The sequence below is a fragment of the Deltaproteobacteria bacterium PRO3 genome (genome assembly GCA_030263375.1).
Lineage (GTDB): Bacteria > UBA10199 > UBA10199 > DSSB01 > DSSB01 > DSSB01.
The window spans coordinates 1-3,825 of sequence record SZOV01000169.1; the positions used below are offsets into that span (position 1 = coordinate 1).

A 3,825-nucleotide genomic window follows, 5' to 3' on the forward strand; every position below is an offset into this window, starting at 1 on the left:
CAGGCCACCGAGCGCCTCCAAGTCGAGGCGGCGCGCGCCCGGCTGGAGCTGGGCGCGAGCCCGGAGGCGAGTGAGCGGCTGGAGGCCTATTTGGAGAGCCGCTTCCCCGCCGTCCGGCTGCGCGCCGCCGAGGCCCTCTTGGCAGGCGGGGAACACGAAGGGGCCCGACGCGCCTTGGAGGCCCTGTGGGAAGACGGGAGTTTCGAGATCCGGCACCGCGCCTTCGCCGTTTGGTCGCGCAGCCGCGCGCCGCGCCCGGCCGCGAACTCCGCGCCGCCGGGCGGCCTGACCGCCCTGCTGGCGGCGGGCTCGGGCTTGGGCCTGCTCTTCCATCCCTCCTTGGCCGAGGCCTCGGTCGGGATGGCCTCGGGCGGTGGCGCCGACTTCCCATGGCTGCTCGCCGGGATGGGCAGCCTGCTCGCGGGCGGCGTCGCCATGGTGGTGCGAGCCAATCCGGGCGAGGGTGCGCGGCGCGGCTCCGACCGACCGCCCCACGCCGGTCTGCTCGGCTGGTTTGAGAATCCGAATTTTTCCGAAGAGCGCTACTTCCTCGCCCCGCCGCCCGAGGCCGTGCCGGAGAACCAGCGCTTCCTGGCGCCGCCCGCCGAGGGCCAAGTCCTGACGCTGGGCCGCGCGAGCCGGGCGGTGGAAAATCTTTTTCCCGACCACCTGCGCCACATCTCGCGGCGCCACATGGACCTGCGGGTCGTCGCCGGTAGGGTGGAGGTGCGGGCCCACGACGGCTCGCGGGGCCTGCGCATCAACGGCCGCAACCTGGCGCCCTTCCAATGGTACGAGCTGCGCGATCGGGACACGGTCGAATTCGTGGCCGAGGCCGGGCGCGATGTCTTCGGAACCGAGCCCAGCGCGGAGGAGCCGGGGGAATTCGTCACGGTCACCCGCCGCCTCGGCCGCAGCCCCGTCGAGGAGCGGGACGCGCCCGCGATCTTCGTCTTCCGCCTGCCGCGGCCCCCGCAGACTCCGGTCCCGCCGCGGCCGCGGCGCAACCTGCTGGAGCAGGTCCAAGGCCTCTTCGGCTCACGCCCCGCGACGCCCGAACCCGCCGAGGAACCGCGCCGCGACAGCACGCCCGTCGCCGCCTTCCGCGACCCGGAAGAGATCTTTTCCGAAATTCAGCGCTTCTCCAATACCCTCAGCACGCCCATGCCCCTCTTAGAGATGAGCTTGAGCCAGCCCGACTGGCTGGACCCGCACGAGCAGCGCGGCGCCGCGGCGCGGACGGACACCTTGCGCTCCCTCCTGCGAATCCACCGTCAGATCTGCGGCAAGGAGGAGCATTGGGTGCCCGTCGCGACGCCGGCCTCGGGCCTGACGCGCCCCTCCTTCCAGTCGCTGCGCATGCCGCGCTGGGACGGGGTCCTGCGCCAGCGCCTCGAGACCTATCGCCAAGGCCTGGAGCGGCTGCGGCAGGAGCGGGGGGATTTTCCGTTCTACACCGTCGCCCTCCAGGAGCTGAACGCGATCGGCGACCGGCTCAACCGGCTCTTTGAGATCGTCCAACTCTTCCGCCGCCACTTCACGGCGCCGGAGGAGCTGGCGGCCTTCGACGCCATCGAGGCCGCCTATCGGGGACTGAGGTCGGAGGTGGCGGGCGACGGTCAGCGCGTGCGCACCACCACGCGCGGCATCGACGTCACCGTCCGGCGACGGCAGCGCCAAGGCTGGGCGGAGGAGTTCGCGGGCTTCGCCGGCGGCTCGCGGGCGATGGTGAACATGCGAATACTGATGGGCGACATCCGCGAGGTCCAAGGACTGCCCGTCGCCGGCTCGCTGTACAGCGCCCTGGCCAGCGGCACCGTCTACGACAACAAGGAGGAGCGCCTCGTCCGCAACGTCCGCGTCCTCTTCGAGGCCGGCAACGGTCAGATCGTCGCCTTCGACGACGGGAGCCCCGCCGTCCGCAACGTAACCCAGCGGCACCGCGACCAGGGCCGCCGAATCGAAGAGGCCATGCTTTCCGTCGACGCCCGCGCCACCGGCCGCATTACCTCGGTGGCGGTCTTGGGCGAGGCCCGCGACTCCGTCGTCCAGGCCTTGGAGGGCCTGCGCGGGCTCCGCGTCCTCCCGCCGCAGGTCGTCTACGGCTTCACGGGCTTCGCCGGAGAGGCGGAGGCGCGGGCCTACCGTGTCGACTTGGTCCCCGACGTCGACGCCGCGCCGGAGCAATGGTACCGGGTCGCCGGCCTGGTGCGGAACCTCCGCGAGGGCTACAGCCTGCTCACCCTCGAGGCCAACACCCCCGAGCTGGGGATGCCCGGCCTGCAACTCTGGGTCCCCAATATGGAGGTCCTCGACCTGGCGGTCGGCGACCCCGTGACCGCCCTTCCCGAATCTTGATGGATATCGCAACCTTCCTGGGTTAATGCCGATCCAGCGGCCATCGCGACATCGCTCGCACCGTGACGTTCCCGAGGGCGGAATTTCGGGGCACGAATCGGGTGCCACATGAACTGGGGAGACACGGCCGGGATCCGCATCGGATCGAGGCCTCGCCAGGACAAGCAGACTCTTGCTTTCGACGACCCGCAAGGCGGCTGGGCGCGGCTGCGCGACTTGCCTTGGAGTCCCGCGCAGGCCCGCGAGCTGGAGGCGCTGGGGCGGGAGACCGATCCGGAAATCTTTTATCGCGACTTGATGAATTTCGGGCGGCGCCTGGAGGCGGCGCAACCGGAGCTGGCGGCGGAATTATATTCGGCGGTCTTGCAGGAGGCCCCGGCTGTAGGGGCCCTGCGCGAAGGGCCCCTTCGGACCCGCGCACAAGAGGGCCTCGACGCGATCCTCGGCTGCGGCGCCCTAGGCCCCCGTGCCGAGGTCCTGCTGCGGCGCCTGACGCGGGAGGCCCTCGAGCCCAGCACGCTCTTCGCCATGGGCGCGGCCGGGGCTGTCTATCGCATGACGCGCCTTACGGCGCTGCGCGGCCTGCTGCAATTGCCGCCCGGTCTCCTGACGCGCGGCCCCGGCCTTAAGGGCGCGGCGGCGCTGGCGGGTTTCGCCCTGGAGGCGCCGGCCTTCGCGCTCGGCGCCAAGCTGGGCGGCGCGGCCTTGGGGCGGGGGCAGGATTGGCGCGGCGAGACCTTCGGACGGGAGGTCGCGTCGAGTTATCTGGTCTTGGGGGGGTTGAAATTGGCGGGGTGGGGGGGCGGCGCCGCGTACCGTAGGTTTGCCGCCCCCGTAGGGGCCGTTCGCGAAGGGCCCCTACAGACGCTGTTCCAGCAGGGCGCCCTCTTGACCGGCATCCAAGTCGGTCATGCCTTGGAAGAACGCCTCGGCCTGCGGCCGCGCCTCGACGGGGCGACGACGCTCGTCGATTCCCTCGCCCTCCTATTGCAATTCCATATCGCCGGCGCCCTCAGTCGTCCCCTCTTCGGGAAGTCCTTCGACGCCTGGCAGCGGGGCCTCGACCTGCAGGCCGAGCTCTCCGGCCCTCCCGTCAAGCCCGCCTTAAGCCCGCGCCTCGCCTGGGCCCTGTCGCTCGAGCCCCAAGTACGCGCCCGCGAGTTGAACATCCTCATGGAGGGCGAGCAGGGCGGCCCGCCCTCGCCGCCCATTATTCGCGGCCGTCGCGGCAGCGACCCGCCGCCCGACGAGGGCGTGATCGGCCGGGACGCGCAACGCTGGGGCGCCGCGCAAGGCCGCGACGCGGAATCCATTCGCCTGGCCGCCCTCTTAGCCGCCCGGCTGCGCGTCGAGCTGTGGAACGCCCTCAACCTGCGCATCGAGGGACAGGTCGCCGGGGCCATCGCGCGGCGGCGGGAGCTCTTGGTCCGCCTCCTGCCGGTCGACGGCTCCCTGGAAAACTACGCC

Annotated in this window: 2 protein-coding genes; both read left to right on the forward strand. The window is 71.7% G+C overall.

Annotated elements, in window-relative coordinates; all coding sequences use genetic code 11:
* Positions 1 to 2,358 (forward strand): FHA domain-containing protein (locus FBR05_14980; protein MDL1873483.1); only part of this gene is annotated, 2,358 nt, incomplete at its 5' end.
* Between the two features lie 108 nt (positions 2,359 to 2,466).
* Positions 2,467 to 3,825 (forward strand): hypothetical protein (locus tag FBR05_14985; protein ID MDL1873484.1); only part of this gene is annotated, 1,359 nt, incomplete at its 3' end.